Origin of the sequence: Pseudomonas anatoliensis, from assembly GCF_017976235.1 — a bacterium.
GTDB classification, from domain to species: Bacteria; Pseudomonadota; Gammaproteobacteria; order Pseudomonadales; family Pseudomonadaceae; genus Aquipseudomonas; species Aquipseudomonas anatoliensis.
This window is the reverse complement of sequence record NZ_JACVHC010000004.1, coordinates 655,916-678,501: the sequence shown is the minus strand read 5'-3', so window position 1 is coordinate 678,501 and position 22,586 is coordinate 655,916. Positions and strand designations below refer to the sequence as shown.

The following is a 22,586-nucleotide window of genomic DNA, read 5'->3' as shown; positions in this document are numbered from 1 at the left end:
TTGTAAAAGCTTTTTATAAAAAAATTGAGGAGCACATCTAATGCGCGTCATTCTGCTGGGAGCTCCCGGGGCCGGTAAAGGTACTCAGGCTAAGTTCATCACCGAGAAATTCGGCATTCCACAAATTTCCACTGGCGACATGCTGCGTGCAGCGGTCAAGGCCGGTACTCCGCTGGGCGTTCAAGCCAAGAGCATCATGGATGCCGGCGGCCTGGTGTCGGATGACCTGATCATCGCACTGGTTCAAGACCGCATCGCTCAACCTGATTGCGCCAACGGCTTCCTGTTCGACGGCTTCCCGCGCACCATTCCGCAGGCTGAAGCGCTGGTTACTGCCGGTGTCGAGCTGGACGCCGTGGTTGAAATCGCCGTTGAAGACGAAGAAATCGTTCAACGCATCGCCGGTCGTCGTGTTCACGAGGCCAGCGGCCGCGTTTACCACATCGTCTACAACCCGCCGAAAATTGCCGGCAAAGACGACATCACCGGTGACGAACTGGTACAGCGCAAGGACGACACCGAAGAAACCGTGCGTCATCGCCTGTCGGTCTACCACTCGCAGACCAAGCCACTGGTGGACTTCTACCAGAAGCTGTCCGCTGCCAACGGCAAGCCGAAGTACAGCCACATCCCGGGCGTTGGTTCGGTTGAGGCAATCACCGCCAAGGTACTCGAAGCGCTGAGCTGAAAAGTCTGAGCGGCGGCAACATCCACGGCCCGCTTGCGGGCCGTAGTTGTTTATACTGACGCACTTTTTTCCCACCTGTTTTGGAAACATCGATGAGCACCTTGCTGGCCCTGGACACCGCGACTGAAGCTTGCTCCGTTGCCTTGCTGCATGACGGCAAGGTCACGAGCCATTACGAGGTGATCCCGCGCCTGCACGCGCAGAAGCTGCTGCCGATGATCCAGCAACTGCTGGCCGACGCCGGCACCACGTTGCAAGCGGTTGACGCGATTGCGTTCGGTCGCGGCCCGGGTGCGTTTACCGGTGTGCGCATAGCCATTGGCGTGGTGCAGGGGCTGGCGTTCGCGCTGGACCGTCCGGTGTTGCCGGTGTCCAACCTTGCCGTGCTGGCGCAACGTGCATTGCGTGAGCATGGCGTGAGCCAAGTGGCCGCGGCCATCGATGCGCGGATGGATGAAGTGTATTGGGGCTGCTACCGCGAAACGGCGGGTGAGATGCGTCTGGTCGGTGCTGAAGCAGTGTTGCCGCCGCAAGTCGCGGCACTGCCGGCCGATGCCAGCGGTGACTGGTTCGGTGCGGGCACCGGTTGGAGTTACGCGGAGCGCATCGCGGTCAATCTGAACGGTTCTGATGCCAGCATGCTGCCCCACGCCGAAGACCTGCTGACGTTGGCGCGATTTGCCTGGGAACGCGGTGAGGCGATCCCGGCAGATGATGCTCAGCCTGTTTACCTGCGCGACAAAGTCGCCACCCCAAAAGCCCGTTAAGCCTTTAAAAGATCGCAGCCTTCGGCAGCTCCCACAGGGATCGTATTCCAATTGTAGGAGCTGCCGAAGGCTGCGATCTTTTGATCTTCCAGACGCCAATCGTCAGTTTCTGACCCCGCGTTTTAAACCTTTTGCGCTTTATGTGTTCTAGTTATCACTCGGCGGTTTGCTAAGTCGGTCAAGTGCCGCTAAATTGCCATCATTGATACCGAGCATGACTTTATGCGTATAGACGGCGTTTCCACTCAGTCCTACCCTATCAAGCGCAAGCCTCGCAAAGGCAATCCGGCGCTGGATGAATCCGTCGACGACATCGACGGCGAGCTGGAATTCCCGACTGAGGAGCAACTGGCCGCCCGCGCTGCCAAAGCCTCCGCGCAACGCCTGGCTAATCTGCCCGCCCGTCAGCAAGACATGATCTACCACCGCACGATGAAGAAAAGCGTAGCGATGGCCCTGGCCAGCTACCTGAGCACCGCCGGTTTTGTGGATTGGGACGCGGACGTGCTGGGCCTCGATCTGTACATCTGATGGATCTGCCTTACTACCTCGGTTGCCCGTCCTGGAGTGAAAACGCCTGGCGCGAGTATCTTTATCCGGTAGACGCAAAAACCTCCGACTTCCTCAGCCTCTATTCCCAAGTGTTCAACGCGGTGGAAGGCAATACGACTTTCTACGCCAGCCCTTCGCCCGCCACCGTGCAGCGTTGGGCCGAAACCATGCCTGCGCACTTTCGCTTCACTGCCAAGTTCCCCGGCGACATCAGTCACGGCGGCGACTTGCGTGAGCAACTGACCGCCGCCGAAACCTTCCTGCAATTACTCAAACCCCTCGGCGAGCGTGTATCGCCGCTGTGGCTGCAACTGTCGAAAAGCTTCGCACCGCATCGGCTGCCGGAACTGGCGGCATTCATCGATGCGCTGGACTGCCCGCTGGCGGTGGAAGTGCGCCACGAGCAGTTCTTCGCCAAGGGCGAGAGTGAGCGATTGCTCAATCGTCTGCTGCTTGATCGGGGCGTGGAGCGTATCTGCCTCGATCCGCGTGCGCTGTTCAGTTGCCTGTCGACCGACTCTTCAGTCATCCACGCACAATCGAAAAAACCACGAGTACCGACGCGTCCGGCGGCGTTCACGCAGTTCCCGCAAGTGCGCTTCATTGGCCATCCGGAACTGGAAGCCAACGATCCGTTTCTTGTACCGTGGGTGGCGAAAATTGCCGAGTGGATTGAAGAGGGCCGCACGCCGTACATCTTCCTGCACACCGCCGATAACCTGTTGGCGGCAAAGCTCGCGCAACGTTTTCACGCACAACTGATGCAACGTTTGCCTGGCCTGCCATCTCTGCCTGAGCTATACAGAGAGCCCGCCGCGGAGCAACTTGGCCTGCTCTGAGGCAGATTCGTTTCCTGCCCTGGAGCCAGTCGATGGACGTGCAAGCCCTTACCGAACAAGCCCGTAAAGCCCAAGCCTTCAAAGCCCTGCATGAGCGTCCGGGGATTTTCGTCATTCCCAATCCGTGGGATGCCGGCTCGGCGAAGATGCTCGCAAGCCTTGGCTATCAGGCATTGGCCACCACCAGCGCAGGTTATGCGTTTTCCCAGGGCAAAGCCGATGGCGCCTTGAGCCTGGATGACACCTTGGCCAACGTCCGGGCGATAGTCGCGTCGACTGATCTGCCGGTGGCGGTGGATCTGGAAAACGGTTTTGCCGACGACCCGGTCGAGTCCGCGAAAAGCCTGTTGCGTGCAGCAGAGGCGGGCGCGGTGGGCGGATCGATCGAGGACGCCACGGGCCGCGCAGACGCGCCGATCTATTGCTTCGAACACGCTGTGGCGCGCATCGAAGCCGCTGTCGCCGCTGTGCGCACGCTGCCGTTTCCCTTTCTCCTGACAGCGCGGGCGGAAAACTATCTGCACGGCAATCCCGACATCAACGACACCATCCGCCGCTTGCAGGCCTTTGCCGAGGCGGGCGCCGACGTGCTTTATGCGCCGGGTTTGCGCACCGCCGAAGAAGTGATTGCAGTGGTGCGCGCAGTGGCGCCGAAACCGGTCAACGTGTTGATGTCCGGCGGCTTGAAACTCACTGTGCAGCAACTCGAAGAAATGGGCGTGCGCCGGATCAGCACCGGTTCGGCGCTGGCATTGGCGGCGTTCGGCGAGTTCTTCCGCGCGGCTGAAGAAATTCAGCAGTCCGGCACCTTCGGCTTCACTTCGCAGTCGATGCCGTACGCCAAAGCCAATCAGTTTTTCAAAGGCTGAGCATGGGGCGTTGGTTTGCGCTGTTTATTCTGCTGAGCATCGGCGGCGCTGCGATCAGTGTCTGGCGTGGTTGGCTAGAGGTGCCGGCGCAATTCAATCCGTGGGCGCCGCTGGACGTCAAAGCCACGCCTAACTGGCTGACCGGCTACAAGCTGATGCGTTTGCGCGGCGATCCCGAACTCTGCGCCCAGGCACTGCGCAGTTCTGCACTGCGCGTCACGCCGCAGTCCGACAGCCCCGGTGCCAAATGCCCGCTGATCGGCGCTTTGCGCGTGCAGGGCGGCGAGGTGGCGCTGAGCAGCAGTTTCCTCGCCAGTTGTCCGCTGGCAGTCGCGTACGCGATGTTTGAGCGGCACTCGCTGCAACCCGCGGCACAGGCCATTTACGGCCAGAACGTCGCGCGTCTCGATCACCTCGGCAGCTTTGCCTGTCGAAATATCTATAACCGCGAGAGTGGTGCGCTCAGCCGCCATGCCAGTGCCGATGCGCTGGATATCGCCGGTTTTCGGCTGGCCGATGGCCGGACCGTCAGCGTGCTCAGAGACTGGCCCAAGAAAAATCAGGACGCACAGTTTCTGCGTCAGGTGCGCGACGGCGCCTGCGAGGCGTTCAGTGTGGTGTTGAGCCCTGATTACAACGCCGCCCATCGCAATCACTTTCATGTCGATGTCGGGCGCTGGAGCGTGTGTCGCTGAGATTCAAGCGGCGATGCGCAGGTTCTGCAGAACAATCGGGCGTGCCCAGCCGTTATCGAAGTCCAGGGCTTTCTGCTGCTCGACGATTTCTTCCGGCGGGAATGGCGGGTAAGGCTTTTGCAGCAGGTCCAGGTCGAACTCGGCAATCGGCAAATACAGCGGACGCTTCTGCGGCGCGGCACCCGGTTCCGGAATCGGTTGACCGTTGTTGATCACGATCGGGCGAACCCAACTGCTGTCGAAGTCCTGTTGCCCTTGCTGAGCCTTGATTTCTTCTGGCGGGAACGGTGGGAACGGTTTGTCCAGCAGCTCCATTTCGAACTCGGCGATCGGCAAAAACAGCGGCTCTGGCGGACGCACCTGGGTTTCAACTACATCGCATTCGCGCTGGCTGATGATGTGTGCGTGCAGTTCGCTGCCGACGGTCGGTTCTTCCGGGCTGGTCAGGTCAACCGGGGGAAACGTGCCGCAGGCCGGCACCACATCACTCGTCTGTTCGGCCATCGCCTGGGCAAAGAAATCCTGCCACAGGTGGCTGACGCCGCTCAGTGCTTGAGTGTTATGACGGCTGAAATCGCCATGGGGCGAGATGTAGCCAATCGATGTGGGAAGAATGCCTGACATTTTTTTCGGTTGACGCTCAGCTCTGGCAAAATGCGCGTTGAATGAGTTATCGGCGGTTTTTGCCGATCCTTAAATTTTTGAGCGTGTTTTCCAATGATTGAGCAACCCGCGGCCTGCCGCATCCATGTCGAAGCCCTCGGCCCGACGTTCGCTGTGCAAGCCGAGCACTGGGCCGAGCGCCTGGGCCTGCCGCTTGAGGTGGTCGACGGCGAGTTTGCCTTGCAGGTCGGCGAACAGGGTTTGCAATTGCAGCAACTGGGGCCGGACGCGCCGGGGCCGGTGCGCGTGGACTTCGTCGAGGGTGGCGCGGCGCATCGTCGGTTATACGGCGGCGGCAGCGGGCAGATGATCGCCAAGGCTGTCGGCGTCGCTCAAGGCGTGCGCCCGCGGGTGCTGGATGCGACGGCGGGTCTGGGCAAGGATGCGTTCGTGCTGGCGAGTCTGGGTTGCGAGATGAGCCTGATCGAGCGTCAGCCGCTGATCGGCGCATTGCTGGAGGATGGTCTGGCGCGGGCGGCGGAAGATTTCGATGTGGCGCCGATCGTGGCGCGGATGAAGTTGCTCAAGGGCAACTCCATCGAGGTCATGCGCAACTGGGAAGGCGAGCCGCCGCAGGTGATCTACCTCGACCCGATGTTTCCGCATCGCGAGAAAACCGCGCTGGTGAAGAAGGAAATGCGCCTGTTCCGGCCACTGGTTGGTGATGATCCGGATGCCCCGGCGTTGCTCGAAGCGGCGCTGGCGCTGGCGACGCACCGGGTGGTGGTCAAACGCCCGCGCAAGGCACCTTGCATTGAGGGGCCCAAACCGAGTCATGCGCTGGATGGCAAGTCCAGCCGGTATGACATCTACCCCAAGAAAGCGCTCAAATCCTGAGACCGAGTCGCGCCCATCGCGAGCAGGCTCACTCCTACAATTAATCTGTGGTGTACACAAATCCAATGTAGGAGTGAGCCTGCTCGCGATGGGGCCAGCCAATGCATCACAAAAATCAGGGCCGATACGCCCGCATAAACAACCCCACCACTTCCCGCACATGGCTCTCTGAAGCCTCTTCGCCCAACGGCTCACCACAGCCATACAACAAGCGGAAATTCCCCGCGCCCTTGATCAGGCAGAAAAAATGCTCCGCCGCATTGCGTGGCAGATCAATGCTCAGCGCGCCGCTGTCATGGATCTGCGTCAACAACCGCTCCATGCCCTGCACCATGCGCTGCGGGCCTGCCTCGAAGAAGATCAGCGACAGCTTCGGATCCTGACTGCCCAGCGCCATGATCAGGCGATGCAGATTCACCGATTCATCGCTGTTGATCAGTTGATGAAAGCCTCGGGCAATGTTCAGCAACACCTTTTCCACAGCGATGCCGGCCGGTAATTCGAAGAACAGCGGCGGCAATTGCTCCTCGCATTTGGCCATCACGGCGGCAGAGAACAGCGTCTCCTTGTCGTTGAAATGGCTGTAAACCGTCAGTTTAGACACCCCCGCCTCGGCGGCGACCGCGTCCATGCTGGTGTTGGCGTAGCCATGACTCAGAAACAGAATTTTCGCCGCATCGAGGATGGCCTGGCGCTTGGCCAGATCCTTGGGGCGGCCCGGGCCGTTTGGAGCTGAAAGATTGTTCGACATTCTTCGCTTTTATTACTGGACTGGTGAGTTTGCTATTAATAACATACCCGCCAGTATAATTATTCCAAGCACCATTAGCGAAAGGTCCGTCATCATGTTCCGCCATGCACTGCACCTCACGTGGCCATTTGCATTGCCAGTCAGTCTGGTTTTTTTATTGTCCGCGTGCGGCCAGGAAGAGGTGACGCAAGTCACCGTACGACCGGCCATGGTGGTGCAGCCTGAGCCTTCGGCGCAGGCGATGGAAAGTTATCCGGGCGAGGTGCGTGCCCGCTACGAACCCGATCTGGCGTTTCGCATAGGGGGCAAAGTCAGCCGACGACTGGTCGACGAAGGTCAGCGCGTGAAGGCAGACCAACCCCTCGCCGAACTCGATCCGCAGGACGTGCGCCTGCAACTGGAAGCCACCCGCGCTCAGGTTTCCGCCGCTGAAGCCAATCTCAACCTCGTCCGTGCCGAGCGCGACCGCTACAAAACCCTGATGGATCGGCAGATGGTCAGCCGCTCCGCGTACGACAACGCCGAAAACCTCTATCGCTCCGGCGAAGCCCGCCTCAAGCAGATCAAAGCCGAATTCAACGTCTCGACCAACCAGGCCAGTTACGCCGTGCTGCGCGCGCCACAGGATGGCGTGGTGGCCAAGCGTTCGGTCGAAGTCGGGCAAGTGGTCGCGGCCGGGCAAACCGTGTTCACCCTCGCCACCGATGGCGAACGTGAAGTGCTGATCGGCCTGCCGGAGCAGAGTTTCGGCCGCTTCAAGGTCGGGCAACCGGTGACGGTCGAACTCTGGACCCAGCAGAACCAGCGCTTCGCCGGGCAGATTCGAGAGCTGTCGCCGTCTGCCGATCCGAAATCCCGTACCTTCGCCGCGCGAATTTCTTTTACCAGTGGCAAGGTCCCGGCCGAACTGGGCCAGAGCGCCCGGGTGTTCGTGCAATCGGCCGATGCCGTGTCGCTGTCGGTGCCGCTCTCGGCGCTGACCGCTGAAAATGGCGCGACCTACGTCTGGGTCGTTGGCGCCAACAACACATTGAAGAAAACTCCGGTGCGTGTCGGCCCGTTTGGCGAGAAAGTCGTGCCGGTGCTCGAAGGCTTGAACGCCAGTGATTGGGTGGTCGCCGCAGGCGTGCATGTCCTGCTCGAAGGGCAGCAGGTGCGCCCCGTGGATCGCTCCAACCGTGTGGTCAATCTGGCGGACAAGGAGTAAGCCCCGATGCGCTTCAACCTTTCCGAATGGGCGCTGCGTAATCGCCAGATCGTACTGTTCCTGATGCTTTTGCTGGCCATCGTTGGTGCGTTGTCCTACACCAAGCTCGGCCAGAGCGAAGACCCGCCTTTCACCTTCAAAGCCATGGTCATCCAGACCCGCTGGCCGGGCGCGACGGCAGAGGAAGTTTCGCGTCAGGTGACCGAGCGCATCGAAAAGAAACTGATGGAAACCGGCGAGTACGAACGCATCGTTTCCTTCTCGCGTCCCGGCGAATCTCAGGTCACGTTCATTGCTCGCGATTCGATGCATTCCAAAGACATTCCCGATCTCTGGTATCAGGTGCGCAAAAAGGTCAGCGACATTCGCCAGACCTTGCCGCCGGGGATTCAGGGGCCGTTCTTCAACGATGAATTTGGCACCACCTTCGGCAATATCTACGCACTGACCGGCGACGGTTTCGACTACGCCGTGCTCAAGGATTACGCCGACCGCATTCAGATTCAACTGCAACGGGTCAAGGATGTCGGCAAGGTCGACTTGCTTGGTTTGCAGGACGAGAAGATCTGGGTCGAGCTGTCCAACGTCAAACTCGCCACTCTTGGTTTACCGCTGGCGGCGGTGCAACAGGCGCTGGAAGAGCAGAACGCGGTGTCCACCGCTGGCTTCTTCGAGACGGGCAGCGAGCGCTTGCAGCTACGGGTCACGGGGAATTTTCAGACAGTCGACGAGATCAAGAACTTCCCGATCCGCGTCGGTGACCGGACGTTCCGTATCTCCGATGTCGCTGACGTGCGGCGCGGTTTCAACGATCCGCCGGCGCCGCGCATGCGCTTCATGGCTGAAGACGCGATTGGTCTGGCCGTGGCGATGAAGGACGGCGGCGACATTTTGGTGCTCGGCAAGGCACTGGAAGGCGAGTTCTCGCGGATCCAAAAAAACCTTCCGGCCGGCATGCAATTGCGCAAAGTCTCCGACCAGCCAGCAGCGGTAAAAACCGGGGTTGGCGAGTTTGTTCAAGTGTTGGTCGAGGCGCTGGCGATCGTGTTGCTGGTGAGTTTCTTCTCCCTTGGCGTGCGCACCGGCATGGTCGTGGCGCTGACTATTCCGCTGGTGCTGGCGATGACCTTCGCCTGCATGTATTACCTCGGCATCGGCCTGCACAAAATCTCCCTCGGTGCGCTGGTGCTGGCGCTGGGGCTACTGGTGGATGACGCGATCATTGCCGTGGAAATGATGGCGATCAAAATGGAGCAGGGCTTCGATCGGATTCGCGCGGCCAGCTACGCCTGGACCAGCACCGCGTTCCCGATGCTCACCGGTACGCTGATCACCGCTGCAGGCTTCCTGCCGATTGCCACTGCGCAGTCCGGTACGGGTGAATACACCCGCTCGATCTTTCAGGTCGTGACGATTGCGTTGCTCGCTTCATGGGTGGCGGCGGTGGTGTTCGTGCCGTATCTGGGGGAAAAACTCCTGCCGGATCTGGCGAAAATTCATGCGGCCAAACACGGCACTGCCGATGGTCAGGCGGACCCGTATGGCACACCGTTTTATCAGCGGGTTCGGCGTTTGGTGGAGTGGTGCGTGTCGCATCGCAAAACCGTGATCGTGCTGACGGTCGGGCTGTTTATCGCCTCGGTGGTGTTGTTCCGTTTCGTGCCGCAGCAGTTCTTCCCGGCCTCCAATCGGCTGGAATTGATGGTCGATCTGAAACTGGCCGAGGGTGCGTCGCTGGCCAATACCACTGGCGAAGTCAAACGCCTGGAAGCGATGCTCAAGGAGCACGCCGGTATCGACAACTATGTGGCATATGTCGGCACCGGATCACCGCGTTTCTACTTGCCGCTGGATCAGCAACTGCCGGCGGCGAGCTTCGCCCAGTTTGTCGTGTTGGCAAAAAACATCGAGGAGCGTGAAGCGCTGCGGGGCTGGCTGATCAGCACGCTCAACGAGCAATTCCCGGCACTGCGTTCGCGAGTCACGCGTCTGGAAAACGGCCCGCCGGTTGGCTATCCGGTGCAGTTCCGCATCACCGGTGAACACATCGAAGAAGTCCGCGCACTGGCGCGCAAAGTGGCGGCCAAGGTTCGCGAGAATCCGCATGTGGCCAATGTGCATCTGGATTGGGAAGAACCGAGCAAGGTTGTGTACCTGAACATCGATCAGGATCGCGCTCGGGCACTTGGGGTGAGCACCGCCAATCTGGCGAAATTCCTGCAGAGTTCGTTGACCGGATCGAGTGTCAGTCAGTATCGCGAAGACAATGAATTGATCGAGATTCTGCTGCGCGGCACGGTGCATGAGCGCACTGAATTGTCGTTGTTGCCGAGCCTGGCGGTACCGACTGATAACGGTCGCAGCGTGGCGTTGTCGCAGGTCGCCACGCTCGAATATGGTTTTGAAGAAGGCATCATCTGGCACCGTAATCGTCTGCCGAACGTGACCGTGCGTGCGGACATTTATGGCAAGGAGCAGCCGGCGACGCTGGTGAAGCAGATCATGCCGACGCTTGATCCGATTCGCGCTGAATTGCCGGACGGTTATCTGTTGGATGTCGGCGGTACGGTGGAGGATTCTGCGCGCGGGCAGGCGTCGGTGAATGCCGGGGTGCCGATGTTCATCGTTGTGGTGCTGACCTTGCTGATGGTGCAACTGCGTAGCTTCTCGCGCACGGCGATGGTGTTTTTGACGGCGCCGTTGGGGTTGATCGGGGTGGTGCTGTTTCTAATGGTGTTCCGTCAGCCGTTCGGGTTTGTGGCGATGCTGGGGACGATCGCGCTGTCGGGGATGATCATGCGCAATTCGGTGATTCTGGTGGATCAGATCGAGCAGGATATCGCCTCGGGGCTGAGGCCTTGGCAGGCGATTATCGAGGCGACGGTGCGGCGTTTTCGGCCGATTGTGCTGACGGCATTGGCGGCGGTGCTGGCGATGATTCCGTTGTCGCGCAGTGTGTTTTTTGGGCCGATGGCGGTGGCGATCATGGGCGGGTTGATTGTGGCTACGGCGTTGACGCTTTTGTTTTTGCCGGCGTTGTATGCGGCTTGGTTCAGGGTTCGTCGGGAGGGGTGATCTTCTTGGGGCTTGGCGGCCTTTGGGCCGACCATGCTCTGGGGGTTTTGGGTGAATATCCGTTTCTGCGGGTGTTGCCGCTGGCGGTTTCGCTCTTACAGCGAGTCCCTTTGGCAAACGCCCCAAAGGAACCAAAGGTCTGGGCCCCGGCGTTCGGCCCGCTCGCTGGGGCTCGGGGTTCCTTCGCTCCGGAATTGATCCGGGGGCATCGCTTCCGGTTTGCTTCGCTGCACCTCCTTTCGATGTATTCGACTTCGTCGAACGGCGCTACGCGCCCACCCCCCGGATCAATCCCTCCACTCAGCCTGCCGAAGGGGCCAGCAGATCAAAAGCCGCAGCCGAGCTAACGCTCATCCTGTTGAGTGGTGAGAAGCGAAGCGGGTGCTTTTTTGCTTTTGCTTTCCTGTGGGAGTGAGCCTGCTCGCGAAGGCGGCCAGACTGCGGACGTGTTTCTTTCAGACGTACGCGATCCAACTGTAGGAGTGAGCCTGCTCGCGAAGGCGGCCTGCCTGCCGACGTGTTTCTTTCAGACGTACGCGATCCAACTGTAGGAGTGAGCCTGCTCGCGAAGGCGGCCTGACTGCGGACGTGTTTCTTTCAGACGTACGCGATCCAACTGTAGGAGTGAGCCTGCTCGCGATGACACCCTCACAGCCACCCAATCTCTGCCTGAGTGCACGCGCCGAAATTGTGGGAGCTGGCTTGCCAGCGATGGCGTCCGCCAGCCGCTCAATCTCCACGTGATGTACTCAATCCACTGTGGGAGCGAGCCTGCTCGCGAAGGCGGTTTCGCAGCGTTCGCTACATTGCGATCAGTCTGTTATTGCGAAATACGCCGGTGAAGGATGGGCGTTGTTATCTGCATACCGAGGACTTCGAGCGTTGGCATCCTCGCAGTGGCGGTTTGCCAGGTAACCAAACTATCGCGGATGTATTGACTCCTCTGTAGGAGCTGCCGAAGGCTGCGATCTTTTGACTTTGAGTTTCTGAAAGTTAAAACCCAGATCAAAAGATCGCAGCCTTCGGCAGCTCCTACATGGGTGCGATATCAACCATAAAAAAGCCCGCTGGACCTGTGAAGGTCAGCGGGCTTTTTGTTGGGAGGGGAGTTTAGAGCGTCCCGAACACCTTCTTCGCCAGCCCCGTCGCCGCAGCAGCCGGGTTCTTGCGAATAGTTTCTTCCTGCTTGCCGATCATTTCGAACAAGCCGTTGAGCGCTTGCTCGGTGACGTAGTTTTCGACGTTGGCACTTTTCGCGTCGACAACGCCGAAAGTCGCGGCCTGGCCGGCGAAGGCGTTGTATTTCTGTGCCACGCCAACTTTGTCGGTGGCTTGTTTGACGATGGGCAGGAATTTGGCGCGGATCTGTTCGCGGCTGGATTTGTCCAGGTATTGGGTGGCCGAGTCGGTGCCGCCGCTGAGGATGCCTTTGGCGTCGGAGACGCTCATTTTCTTCACGGCGTCGACGAGGATCGGCTGGGCCTGGGTTACGGCAGTTTCCGCGGCTTTGTTCATGGCGGTTTCCAGCTCTTCGACCTGGGCGCCCATGCCGAAGGCTTTCATCTTGCTGGCGGCTTTGCCGAGTTTGCCCGGTAGTTCGATTTTCACGTCAGGGTTGTTGGAGAAACCGCCCGGGGTACCGAGTTGTTTGACGGCCAGTTGCGCGCCTTGGGTCAGGGCGTCCTTGAGGCCGCCGGTGGCGTCTTGCTGCGACAGGTCGGCGAGCGACAGCGCCAGTACGTTGGCGGAGATCATCAGGCCCGCGCACAGGCCGGCGAAGCGAAGGGTAGGGCGGAACATGGCAGCTTCCTTGGTAGGCAATTAGCGAATGGCGTCGACGCGGATTTTCAGCGGCTGCGGATCGTTGCCGTCGAGTTGCACGGCGTGGTTTTCGGTGGTGATGAACATCAGTTCACCGTTGACCTCGATGCGTGCGCTGACCGAATAGCGGTGGCCGGGTTTGACTTGCGCCGGATCGTAGGTCAAGTGAAAAGGCAGAGGCACCTGACCCTTGACCAGGCCTTTCTGTTCATCGAGCACCACGGCCGGGGCGTCGGCCAGCGACACGTCTTGCAGGCTCACGCTCAGGGTCGCGCTCGGTGGCAGGGCGATGCGTTGCAGGTAGAACACCTCACCGTCGAGGCTGGCCTTGCCGGCGGGCGTGGTCGATTGGCAGGCGCTGAGCAGCGTGGCGGCTGCGAGAATGGTCAGTTTTTTCATGGTGTTCTCCTTTCAATTGTAGGAGCGAGCCTGCTCGCGATAGCGGTGTGTCAGACGACAGTGACGGCGACTGACACGACGCCTTCGCGAGCAGGCTCACTCCTACAGGCTTTCATCAGGCTTCGGGCTGAGTGGTGGTCTGGTCGGCCGCATCTTCACTGCGATGCAGCGCCACCTGACGGATCGACAAGCGAATCTCCGCCGGCAACACGCGTTTGGCCGCGCCTTCGGCCAGTTCGCCGAGCAGTTCGTGGTAGCTCAGTTTGCCAGCGTCGTCGCGACGCAAAACGTCGAGGTCGAGCAGGGTCTGGATGAAATGGCGGAACAGGCTTTTGTCGAAGAATTCCGGGGCGTTGAGGCCGTGCAGGATCGACAGGCGCTGGGCCATGACGGTGCACAGGTCTTCCAGTTCTTCGGCGCTGATGGTGTTCTGCCCGGCGTTGAGCAGCAGCGACACGGTCATGTAGAAGCGCTGCAAGGTCTGCGCGATGCTTTTCGACAGCAGGGTCAGCAACACAAAGTGCCGCGAACTTGGCGCCGGGCGCATGTACACCTCTTTCTCGAAGCGCAGCAGACCTTGCTCGACAAACGCTTCCAGCCACTGATCGACCACGGCGTCGAGTTCGTCCAGCGTCCAGCGGATGAACAACTCCGATTGCAGGTACGGATACAGGGCACGGGTGTAGCGCAGGATCTGTTCGCGGCTCATGCGCGAGGTGCTCTGGAAGAAGCTCGCCAGCAGCGACGGCAGCGCGAAGATGTGCAGCACGTTGTTGCGGTAATAGGTCATCAGGACGGCATTTTGCTCGTCGAGATAGAGAATCTTGCCCAGCGCATCGTTCTGCTCGGACAGCAGGTCCATGTCCTTCACATGCTCGATCAGCGCGCGGCCATCGCCTTCGGGCAACGTGGTGTGCGGCGAGTAGGGAACCTTGCGCAGCAGCGCCAGATACAGATCCAGCACGCGCGCCATGGCCCGATCGTCCAGCGCCAGGCGTGTGGTCGACAGAAGGGCGAGCGCCACCAGGTTCACCGGGTTGATCGCCGCCGCTTCGTTCAGATGCTGCGCGACTTTCTCGCCTAGGCGATTGGTGGTTTCGTTGAGCCACGCCGGTTTGAATTGCGGGCCGAGTTCCTGCTGGCGCCAGTCCGGCTGCTCGCTGTCGAGGAATTCCGCCAGTTTGATCGGCTCGCCGAAGTTGACCGCGACCTGACCGAAGCGCTGCTTGAGTGCGCCGATGACTTTGAAGATGTCGAAGATCGACTCTTTCTTCTTGCTCGCGCCGCGCAGTTCACCGAGGTAGGTGCGACCTTCCAGCACCCGCTCGTAACCGATGTACACCGGCACGAACACAATTGGCATGCGCGATGAGCGCAGGAAACTGCGCATCGTGATCGCGAGCATCCCGGTTTTCGGTTGCAGCATGCGCCCCGTGCGCGAGCGGCCGCCCTCGACGAAGTACTCGACCGGGAAACCCTTGGTGAACAGCGTGTGCAGGTATTCGTTGAACACCGAGGTGTACAGCGGATTGCCCTTGAATGTGCGGCGCATGAAGAACGCGCCGCCACGACGCAGCAGGCTGCCGATCACCGGCATGTTCAGGTTGATCCCGGCGGCGATGTGCGGCGGGGTCAGGCCGTTGCGGAACAGCAAGTACGACAACAGCAAGTAGTCGATGTGGCTGCGGTGGCACGGCACGTAGATCACTTCGTGACCCTGCGCGACTTTCTGCACGCCTTCGATGTGGTTGACCTTGATGCCGTCGTAGATTTTGTTCCAGAACCAGCTCAGCACCACTTCGAGAAAGCGGATCGCGGTGTAGGTGTAGTCCGAGGCGATCTCGTTGCCATAGCGCAGGGCCTGGGCCTTGGCTTTTTCCGGCGAGATGTTTTCGCGTTCGGCTTCGTCGAGGATCGCTTGCTTGACCAATGGCTGGTTGAGCAGGCCTTTGACGAGGTTACGGCGGTGGGAAATGTCCGGGCCGATGACCGCCGCTTTTAGATTGCGGAAGTGCACGCGCAGGATTCGCTGGGCCATGCGCACAGTGCGCTCGTGGCCCTTGTTGTGATCGATCAGTTCGCGCAGGTGGATCGGCGCGGAGAATTGCACGCGGGTCTTGCGCCCGAGAATCATGATGCTCAGCAGGCGACGCAAGCGCCCTGTGACTGCCCAACTGTCGGCAAACAGCAGTTTCCACGGGCTCGATTCGCTGTCCGGCGACTGGCCCCAGAACACGCTGACCGGAATGATCTGCGCGTCTTCGGCGGCGTTCTGGCTCAGCGCGCTGACGAGTCGCGTCAGCGTCGGCGGCGCGCCGCGTTTGTCCTGGCGGCCGAGCCAGTCCGGGTCCGGCGTCAGGTAGAAGAACGCGGCCGGCTCCAGCAGATTACCCACCGACACCGGCAGCACCGGCCGTGGCAGGCCGGCCTTGGTGCACTCGGTGTCGAGCACGGCCAGATCGGTCAGCGAAGGATTTTGCAGGACGTAGAACACCGGACGACTGCGGTCGAGGTTGAGGGTGAACGACGACTGGTTGATGGTCTCCGAGCGAACCCAGAGATACAACAGTCGGCGCAAGGTGCCAAACACAAGACGGCGGAACGGGGAACGGGTCATACGGCTTCTGCGTGAGTGGATAAAACCGAGCGGCTGCTCGGGTGGACGCTAGTGTGCCGGATTCGCTGAAAATCGGCAAAAAAGCGGCGAAGTAATCTCCTGTTGAGAGTTTTCGCGCCTGTCATATACTCGGCGGTCTGTCGTCGGAGGCCTTTAATGGTCGTCGGACGCGGGCTGACGTTCCTCAAAGGCTTTCCTGCGAAAAGCCTGTCCAATAATAAAAAAGGAGTATGAACAGATGGCAACACGTGAAACCGGCAACGTGAAGTGGTTCAACGACGCCAAAGGCTACGGCTTCATTCAGCGCGACGACGGGGTGGACGTATTCGTGCACTACCGCGCAATTCGCGGCGAAGGACACCGCTCGCTGGCGGAAGGTCAGCAGGTCGAGTACGCGGTGGTGACGGGGGAGAAGGGTTTGCAGGCTGAGGATGTGGTAGGTCTGTAACCTTGAAGATCAAAAGATCGCAGCCTTCGGCAGCTCCTACAGGGGAATGCATTCCAAACTGTAGGAGCTGCCGAAGGCTGCGATCTTTTGCTGGTTAAGCGGTTTTCCAGGTGATCTCTTCTTCACCGTCTTCGCTGATGCGCATCCAGCGATCCGCCGTCTCCTCACCTTCTTCCTCGACCCACGTGCCCGGCGCGCAACGCACTTCGACGTTCAGCGCGGCAAAGGCTGCGCGGGCGCAGGCGATGTCGTCGTCCCATGGGGTCTGGTCGCTTTCCAGGTACAGGCTGTTCCATTTGCCCACGGCTTTCGGCAGCCAGGTGACCGGGACGTTGCCGGCCTTGCACTTGTAGGTCTGGCCTTTCTGTACCCAGTCGCTGCACGGGCCCAGCGCGGCGCCGAGCCAGGCGGCGATGGCCTTGTGGTCGACGTCGGCGTCTTTCAGGTAAATCTCGATATCCGGTTGGCGCATGGATGTCCTCACTGCGGGTCTGAAAAATCCATTCGCGGATTTAGCCGGCCCCGGGCATTTGCCCGAGACCAATAGTTATTGAAGAACGAAATAATCGTAGCGCATCGACACGGTGGTCTCGAACGGCTCGGCCTGCTCGATCACTGCCGCGCGACGCTCGGCACTGGCGCGCCAGCCGTGGGGTGTCATCGCCAGGAGGTTGGCGCGATCCTGCGGCTTGTCCAGCGTCAGCTTGAATTCCAGGGTTTCACTGTGCGCCAGCGCCATGCCTTGCGGCACCAGGGCCAGATGCTTGTCGTCGGTGTATTCGCGCACTTCGTCGTACAGGCTTTCGCGCAGTTCCATCAAATGGCCGCTGGTCGGGCCGACTTTCATCAATCCGCCGCCGACGCTCAGCAGGCGTTTGGCCTCTTCCCAATCCAATGGACTGAAGACGCTGGCGAGAAACTGGCAGCTGCCCGACGCCAATGGCACGCGGGCCATGCTGGCGATCAACCAGGTCAGTTGCGGATTGCGTTTGCAGGCGCGTTTGACGGCTTCCCGCGAGATATCCAGTGCGTAGCCATCGGCATCCGGCAGGGCATCGGCGATCTGCGCGGTGTAGTAACCCTCACCACAACCAATGTCGACCCAGCGTGCCGGCGCGTAACTCGCCGCCAGCTCGGCCAGACGCCTGGCCACCGGCGCGTAATGGCCGGCGTTCAAGAAATCACGGCGGGCCTCGACCATCGCCTGATTGTCGCCAGGATCGCGGCTGTTTTTGTGCTGCACCGGCAGCAGGTTCAGGTAACCCTGCCGCGCACGGTCAAAACGATGCCCGGCGGGGCAGGCCACGCCGTTGTCCACCGCATTCAGCGGCTCACTGCAGATCGGGCACGCGAGCATCAGGCGAGCAACTTGATCATGGTCTGGTAGTAAATCTCGGTCAGTACATCGAGATCGGCCGCCAGCACGCGCTCGTTGACCTGGTGAATGGTCGCGTTGACCGGGCCCAGTTCAACCACTTGCGTGCCCATGGTCGCGATGAAACGACCGTCGGAAGTGCCGCCGCTGGTCGACGCCTTGGTCTCGCGGCCGGTGATGTCCTTGATGCTCGCCGACACCGCGTCGAGCAGCGCGCCCGGCTCGGTGAGGAACGGCAGGCCGGACAGCGCCCAGTCGATGTGCCAGTCCAGGTCATGCTTGTCGAGGATGTCGGCAACGCGTTTCTGCAGGCCTTCGACGGTCGACTCGGTGGAGAAACGGAAGTTGAACACTGCCACCAGATCGCCCGGGATCACGTTGGTCGCGCCGGTGCCGGAATTGACGTTGGAAATCTGGAAACTGGTCGGCGGGAAGAAATCGTTGCCGTGATCCCAGTGCTCGGCGGCCAGCTCGGACAGCGCAGGCGCGGCGAGGTGGATCGGGTTCTTGGCCAGATGCGGATAGGCCACGTGGCCCTGAATGCCTTTGACGGTGAGCTTGGCGCCCAGCGAGCCGCGACGGCCGTTTTTCACCACGTCGCCGACCAGGGTGGTGCTCGACGGTTCGCCGACGATGCACCAGTCCAGACGCTCGTTACGCGCGGCCAAACGCTCAACCACAGCCTTGGTGCCGTGGTGCGCCGGGCCTTCTTCGTCGCTGGTGATCAGGAACGCGACCTTGCCTTTGTGGTTCGGGAAGTCGGTCACAAAGCGCTCGGCGGCGACGGTCATCGACGCCAGGCTGCCTTTCATGTCCGCCGCGCCACGGCCGCAGAGCATGCCGTGTTCATCGATCAGCGCGTTGAACGGGTCGATCTGCCAGGCAGTCACCGGGCCGGTCGGTACCACGTCGGTGTGACCGGCGAAACACAGCACCGGGCCATCGTTGTCGCCGTGGGTAGCCCAGAAGTTATCCACATCTTCGATGCGCATCGGCTCCAGTTTGAAACCGGCATCGCCCAGGCGCTGCATCATCTGCTTCTGGCAATCGGCGTCGACCGGCGTCACGGACGGACGGCGGATCAGGTCGATGGCGAGTTGAAGGGTCGGCGAAAGGTCGGCGTGGGCCGTCATGTAATAACTCCGGGGTGCGCACGGTAAACCTGTAGACGCTGCCGCAGGCTGCGATCTGTTGATCTTGCTGTTGATTTAAAAAACAAAATCAAAAGATCGCAGCCTGCGGCAGCTCCTACAGGGTTTGTTGGCATTGAAAAAGGCGACCATTCTAAAGCAAAACGGCGACCCGAAGGCCGCCGTTTGACGTTATCCAATAACCGATTACGCGGTTGCCGGCTCAGGCGCCGCCGCAGGTTTTGGCAGCGACGACAGGAACGCCATGATCAACGCCGCCAGATACGGCAGCGACTGCACCAGCAACATGACCACCCAGAAGCGCATGTCGTTGCTCGGCATGCCGTTGACCAGATAGATCCCCAGCGCTGCGCCCCACAACAGCAGCATGATGAACAGCTCTTCGCGCGCTTCGGAGATCGCCACCCAGAAACCGTGGTTGTCAGCGTTTTTCGGCGTGCGGAAGAACGGAATGCTGCTGGTGAAGAAACCGTACAGCACCGCTTTGGCGATGGTGTGCGACAACGCCAGCCCGGCCAGTGCCGCGCAGAACGCATCTTTCAGGTTCACGCCAACGGCGCGACGGTACAGGAAGATGATCTTGCCGACCTTGAACACGAACAGCGCCAACGGCGGGATCGCGAAAATCAGCAGCGGCGGATCGACCCGCTGCGGCACGATGATCATCGCCGCCGACCACAACAGCGCGCCGACGGTGAAGAAGATGTTCATGCCGTCCGCGACCCACGGCAACCAGCCCGCGAGGAAGTGGTAACGCTGGCCGCGAGTCAATTCGGTGTCCTTGCCGCGCAGCAGGCTGCCGGTGTGACGCTTGATGATCTGAATCGCACCGTAGGCCCAGCGGAAGCGCTGCTTCTTGAAGTCGATAAACGTATCCGGCATCAGGCCCTTGCCGTAGCTGTCGTGGTAATACGCCGCCGACAGGCCTTTTTCGAATACACGCAGACCGAGTTCGGCATCCTCGCAGATACACCAGTCAGCCCAGCCCAATTCTTCCAGAACCGAACGGCGAGTCATGGTCATGGTGCCGTGCTGGATGATCGCGTCGCGGTCGTTACGGGTGACCATGCCGATATGGAAGAATCCTTTGTATTCGGCGTAGCAGAGCTTTTTGAAGGTGCTTTCGTTCTGGTCGCGGTAATCCTGCGGCGACTGCACCACGGCGATTTTCGGGTCGGCGAAGTGCGGCACCATGTGCTTGAGCCAGTTCGGCGACACGCAGTAGTCCGAGTCGATGACCGCGATCACTTCGGCATCCTTGGCGGTGTGCGGAAGCAGGTAATTCAGCGCGCCGCCCTTGAAGCCGGCCAATGGCGAAACGTGGAAGAACTTGAAGCGCGGGCCGAGGGTTTCGCAGTAGTCGCGCACCGGCTCCCACACCGCCGGGTCCTTGGTGTTGTTGTCGATGATCAGGACTTCATAGTCCGGGTAATCGAGGGCGGCCAAGGCGTCGAGGGTCTGTTTGACCATCTCCGGCGGCTCGTTGTAGCACGGCACATGGATCGACACTTTCGGGCGGTAGTCCGAATCACCCACCACCGGCAGGAATTCGCGTCGACGTTTGTGAATCCACACCGCTTCGGCCAGTTCATGGGCCTCGGTGAGTAACACGATGAACACCCCGAACGCACCGAGCGCCAGCAGGAAACCCACCGTCAGACTGAACCACGTGCTGTATTGCAGGCTGTAGTCGTAACCGATCCACACCAGCACCGACCCGCAAAGGAAGGCGATAAAGGTCAGGAACACGCGTCCGCGCTGACGCAGCGCCGAGCCGTCGATCATCAGCAACGTCAGCGACAACAGCGCCAGCACCACCGAACCGACTGCCAGCACGCGCCATTGCGGGATCGCGACCACCGGGCCTTCGAAATTGAATTTCTGCTGACGCGCGGCGTTGAACACGCCCCAGTAGGCGCCGACAGAACCTTCGTCGCTGGCCTTCCACGGCTGGTCGAACGCTTCGATCACGAAGTAGTTGAAGCCCTGACGGTTGAGTTTGTTCACCAGCGTACGCAGGTAGATCGCCTGATCCGCCGGCGACGCATCAGCGCCGCCGCGCATGCGACCGTTGCTCGGCCAGCCGATTTCAGACAGCAGCAGCGGTTTTTTCGGAAACATCTTTTTCAGGTCGCGGGCGCGGTCGAAGACGAACTGGCCGGCCTTGTCGACCGGGATGAATTCCCAGTACGGCAGAACGTGAGCGGCGATCAGATCAACGTGCTTGGCCAGTTCCGGGTGTTCTTCCCAGACGTGCCACTGTTCGGACGTGGTGACGGGTACTTTCACCGCAGCACGAACCCGGTCGAGCAGTACGCTGAGTTGTTCAGCGGTGATTTCCTTACGGAAGATCGCCTCGTTACCGACCACCACGCGAACCACACTGCGCGACGTATTGGCCAGTTCGATGGCGCGAGTGATTTCGCGCTCGTTACGCTCCTGATCGGGGCTGATCCAGATCCCCAGGGTCACGCGCAGACCGAACTCTTCAGCCAGTTTCGGAATGTCTTGCAGGGAACCGTCGACCGAGTAGATACGGATGTTATCCGTCAACTTGCTCATGATCTCGAGGTCGCGGCGCATCTCGTCGTCAGACGGATACTGGTCCTTCTGTGGGTACTGTCCCTGCTGGAACGGCGAATAAGAGAAACCGGAGATCTGTTCCGGCCAATTGGGCGCGGAGACCGGGCGATTGATCAGCGCCCAGAAACCAGTGAACAGGGCGGCGATTGCCAGAACCACCACCAGGTTGAGACCAAATTTACGCGATGACATAGCTGTTTCGGGTTCCAAAGGCTGTGGAACGAAGGATCGGTAGGCTGTACCCCACAGGGGCGCGCATCCTACACCGACAGTTCGCCGGTCGTACATCAGACAGGGAAATGGCTCACATTGGGCAAGCCTCTTTGACTTAAGTTCTTACACTTGTAGATCGAAGGTTAAAACTTGTCGCTGCGTAGCCCTATAATGCGCGCCGGTTTTTGGGGTAATGGTCATGAGTACAGAAGATCCGCGGTTTGCAGGCATCGCCCGTTTGTATGGCATCGAAGGCATGGAGCGCTTGCGCGCGGCCCATGTGGCGATCGTCGGCGTCGGTGGCGTCGGTTCCTGGGCGGCGGAAGCCATTGCGCGCTGTGGCGTCGGCGAGATTTCGCTGTTCGACCTCGACGACGTCTGTGTCAGCAACGCCAACCGCCAGTTGCACGCGCTGGACAGCACCGTCGGCAAACCCAAGGTCGAGGTGATGGCCGAGCGTCTGCGCGGGATCAACCCGGACTGCACGGTGCACGCCGTGGCGGATTTCGTCACCCGCGAGACCATGGCCGAATACATCACGCCGAATATCGACTGCGTGATCGACTGCATCGACGCGGTCAACGCCAAAGCTGCGCTGATCGCCTGGTGCAAGCGCCGCAAGATTCAGATCATCACCACCGGTGGCGCGGGTGGGCAGATTGATCCGACGCTGATTCAGGTCTGCGATCTCAACCGCACGTTCAACGATCCGCTGGCCTCGAAAGTGCGCTCGACATTGCGCCGCGATTACGGCTTCTCGCGCACCGTGACCCGCCATTACAGCGTGCCGTGCGTGTTCTCCACCGAGCAACTGCGCTATCCGAAACCGGATGGCAGCATTTGTTTGCAGAAGAGTTTTGTCGGCGACGGCGTAAAGCTGGACTGCGCGGGCGGGTTTGGCGCGGTGATGATGGTCACGGCGACGTTCGGCATGGTTGCGGCGACCAAGGCTGTGGACAAGATTGTGGCGGGTGTTCGGCGCCCGGCGGAGCGGGTCAAACCTGAAGTGCAGTGAAAGCAGTTTTTGTGGCGAGGG

At 60.5% G+C, this 22,586-nt stretch carries 20 protein-coding genes; 11 read left to right on the top strand and 9 right to left on the bottom strand.

Translation table 11 applies throughout. The features are described from left to right. Nucleotides 1–40: 40 nt before the first annotated feature. The 6 genes from adk (at nt 41) to ICA16_RS16850 (ending at nt 4,410) form a co-directional block, all read left to right on the top strand. Nucleotides 41–688 carry an adenylate kinase gene (gene adk, locus ICA16_RS16875; RefSeq protein WP_103303063.1) on the top strand — a complete coding sequence of 216 codons (648 nt, stop codon included), beginning with the start codon at nt 41–43 and terminating at the stop codon, nt 686–688. A gap of 92 nt (nt 689–780) precedes the next feature. Beyond that, nucleotides 781–1,455, top strand: a complete 675-nt coding sequence (gene tsaB / locus ICA16_RS16870) for a tRNA (adenosine(37)-N6)-threonylcarbamoyltransferase complex dimerization subunit type 1 TsaB (RefSeq protein WP_210701080.1) — start codon at nt 781–783, stop codon at nt 1,453–1,455. A 222-nt stretch (nt 1,456–1,677) separates the two neighbouring features. Then, nucleotides 1,678–1,986, top strand: coding sequence for a hypothetical protein (locus tag ICA16_RS16865; protein ID WP_042560798.1), 309 nt, complete (start codon nt 1,678–1,680; stop codon nt 1,984–1,986). Continuing rightward, nucleotides 1,986–2,846, top strand: coding sequence for a DUF72 domain-containing protein (locus ICA16_RS16860; RefSeq protein WP_150688998.1), 861 nt, complete (start codon nt 1,986–1,988; stop codon nt 2,844–2,846). Before ICA16_RS16865 ends, ICA16_RS16860 begins: the two co-directional genes overlap by 1 nt. Nucleotides 2,847–2,878: 32 nt before the next feature. Continuing rightward, complete coding sequence (locus ICA16_RS16855; RefSeq protein WP_210701079.1) at nt 2,879–3,715, top strand: isocitrate lyase/PEP mutase family protein; 837 nt, start codon at nt 2,879–2,881, stop codon at nt 3,713–3,715. A 2-nt stretch (nt 3,716–3,717) separates the two neighbouring features. Then, complete coding sequence (locus ICA16_RS16850; RefSeq protein ID WP_210701078.1) at nt 3,718–4,410, top strand: extensin-like domain-containing protein; 693 nt, start codon at nt 3,718–3,720, stop codon at nt 4,408–4,410. Between the two features lie 3 nt (nt 4,411–4,413). Here the strand turns inward: ICA16_RS16850 and ICA16_RS16845 are convergent, their stop codons facing one another. Beyond that, nucleotides 4,414–5,034 (bottom strand): hypothetical protein, encoded by a 621-nt coding sequence (locus ICA16_RS16845; protein WP_042560794.1) that lies wholly within the window; start codon nt 5,032–5,034, stop codon nt 4,414–4,416. 93 nt (nt 5,035–5,127) lie between these two features. On the opposite strand from ICA16_RS16845, the gene ICA16_RS16840 reads away from it, so the two are divergent. Continuing rightward, entirely contained in the window at nt 5,128–5,910 is a 783-nt protein-coding gene (locus tag ICA16_RS16840; RefSeq protein WP_215731853.1) for a class I SAM-dependent methyltransferase, read from the top strand. A gap of 115 nt (nt 5,911–6,025) precedes the next feature. Here ICA16_RS16840 and ICA16_RS16835 read toward each other — a convergent pair whose 3' ends face one another. Then, the gene (locus ICA16_RS16835) at nt 6,026–6,661 is read right to left on the bottom strand and encodes a TetR/AcrR family transcriptional regulator (RefSeq protein ID WP_150594546.1); all 636 of its coding nucleotides are present in this window, start codon (nt 6,659–6,661) and stop codon (nt 6,026–6,028) included. 94 nt (nt 6,662–6,755) lie between these two features. Between ICA16_RS16835 and ICA16_RS16830 the strand changes: the two genes are divergently transcribed. Both ICA16_RS16830 and ICA16_RS16825 read left to right on the top strand, forming a co-directional pair. Continuing rightward, nucleotides 6,756–7,868 (top strand): efflux RND transporter periplasmic adaptor subunit, encoded by a 1,113-nt coding sequence (locus ICA16_RS16830; protein WP_210701077.1) that lies wholly within the window; start codon nt 6,756–6,758, stop codon nt 7,866–7,868. A gap of 6 nt (nt 7,869–7,874) precedes the next feature. Further along, nucleotides 7,875–10,943: an efflux RND transporter permease subunit gene (locus ICA16_RS16825; protein ID WP_150604728.1), complete on the top strand. Its 3,069-nt coding sequence runs from the start codon at nt 7,875–7,877 to the stop codon at nt 10,941–10,943. A gap of 1,110 nt (nt 10,944–12,053) precedes the next feature. Here ICA16_RS16825 and ICA16_RS16820 read toward each other — a convergent pair. The 3 genes from ICA16_RS16820 to plsB form a co-directional block, all read right to left on the bottom strand. Continuing rightward, complete coding sequence (locus tag ICA16_RS16820; protein WP_150618117.1) at nt 12,054–12,743, bottom strand: DUF4197 domain-containing protein; 690 nt, start codon at nt 12,741–12,743, stop codon at nt 12,054–12,056. Between the two features lie 21 nt (nt 12,744–12,764). Beyond that, the gene (locus ICA16_RS16815) at nt 12,765–13,163 is read right to left on the bottom strand and encodes a YbaY family lipoprotein (protein ID WP_150618116.1); all 399 of its coding nucleotides are present in this window, start codon (nt 13,161–13,163) and stop codon (nt 12,765–12,767) included. Nucleotides 13,164–13,278: 115 nt separating this feature from the next. Continuing rightward, entirely contained in the window at nt 13,279–15,780 is a 2,502-nt protein-coding gene (gene plsB, locus ICA16_RS16810) for a glycerol-3-phosphate 1-O-acyltransferase PlsB (protein ID WP_210701076.1), read from the bottom strand. A gap of 238 nt (nt 15,781–16,018) precedes the next feature. Here plsB and ICA16_RS16805 point away from each other — a divergent pair, with 238 nt between their 5' ends. Next, the gene (locus tag ICA16_RS16805; protein WP_042557861.1) at nt 16,019–16,228 is read left to right on the top strand and encodes a cold-shock protein; all 210 of its coding nucleotides are present in this window, start codon (nt 16,019–16,021) and stop codon (nt 16,226–16,228) included. 94 nt (nt 16,229–16,322) lie between these two features. On the opposite strand, the gene ICA16_RS16800 is transcribed toward ICA16_RS16805, so the two are convergent. From ICA16_RS16800 to ICA16_RS16785, 4 genes are all read right to left on the bottom strand, one after another. Then, the gene (locus tag ICA16_RS16800; protein WP_150604722.1) at nt 16,323–16,700 is read right to left on the bottom strand and encodes a hypothetical protein; all 378 of its coding nucleotides are present in this window, start codon (nt 16,698–16,700) and stop codon (nt 16,323–16,325) included. A gap of 75 nt (nt 16,701–16,775) precedes the next feature. Then, complete coding sequence (locus ICA16_RS16795; protein ID WP_210701075.1) at nt 16,776–17,585, bottom strand: putative RNA methyltransferase; 810 nt, start codon at nt 17,583–17,585, stop codon at nt 16,776–16,778. Beyond that, nucleotides 17,585–18,736 carry a succinyl-diaminopimelate desuccinylase gene (gene dapE / locus ICA16_RS16790; protein WP_150618113.1) on the bottom strand — a complete coding sequence of 384 codons (1,152 nt, stop codon included), beginning with the start codon at nt 18,734–18,736 and terminating at the stop codon, nt 17,585–17,587. Before dapE ends, ICA16_RS16795 begins: the two co-directional genes overlap by 1 nt. Nucleotides 18,737–18,940: 204 nt before the next feature. Further along, nucleotides 18,941–21,529, bottom strand: a complete 2,589-nt coding sequence (locus ICA16_RS16785; protein WP_210553896.1) for a glycosyltransferase — start codon at nt 21,527–21,529, stop codon at nt 18,941–18,943. A gap of 214 nt (nt 21,530–21,743) precedes the next feature. Here ICA16_RS16785 and tcdA point away from each other — a divergent pair, with 214 nt between their 5' ends. Next, nucleotides 21,744–22,565: a tRNA cyclic N6-threonylcarbamoyladenosine(37) synthase TcdA gene (gene tcdA / locus ICA16_RS16780; RefSeq protein WP_150604718.1), complete on the top strand. Its 822-nt coding sequence runs from the start codon at nt 21,744–21,746 to the stop codon at nt 22,563–22,565. The last annotated feature ends 21 nt before the right edge of the window (nt 22,566–22,586 follow it).